The organism is Virgibacillus indicus, assembly GCF_002266285.1.
GTDB lineage: Bacteria > Bacillota > Bacilli > Bacillales > Amphibacillaceae > Virgibacillus_K > Virgibacillus_K indicus.
This window is the reverse complement of sequence record NZ_NPMS01000055.1, coordinates 1-419: the sequence shown is the minus strand read 5'-3', so window position 1 is coordinate 419 and position 419 is coordinate 1. Positions and strand designations below refer to the sequence as shown.

The 419-nt window shown below is 48.7% G+C and carries 1 rRNA gene; it reads right to left on the bottom strand.

Going from position 1 to position 419, the window contains the following annotated elements:
• A 16S ribosomal RNA gene (locus CIL03_RS19445) occupies positions 1–419 on the bottom strand; the annotation flags it as partial.

The following is a 419-nucleotide window of genomic DNA, read 5'->3' as shown; positions in this document are numbered from 1 at the left end:
ACGTCATCCCCACCTTCCTCACAGTTTACACTGGCAGTCTTGTTAGAGTTCCCGACTTGACTCGCTGGCAACTAACAACAGGGGTTGCGCTCGTTGCAGGACTTAACCTAACACCTCACGGCACGAGCTGACGACAACCATGCAGCACCTTGAAAATTGCCCGAAGGACGGTCTATTTCTAAACCAATCAATTCCCATTTAAGCCTTGGTAAGGTTCCTCGCGTATCATCGAATTAAACCACATAATCCACCGCTTGTGCGGGCCCCCGTCAATTCCTTTGAGTTTCATTCTTGCGAACGTACTCCCCAGGTGGCTAACTTATCACTTTCGCTTAGTCTCTGATTCCGAAAAACCAAAAACGAGTTAGCATCGTTTACGGCGTGGACTACCAGGGTATCTAATCCTGTTTACGCAGCGA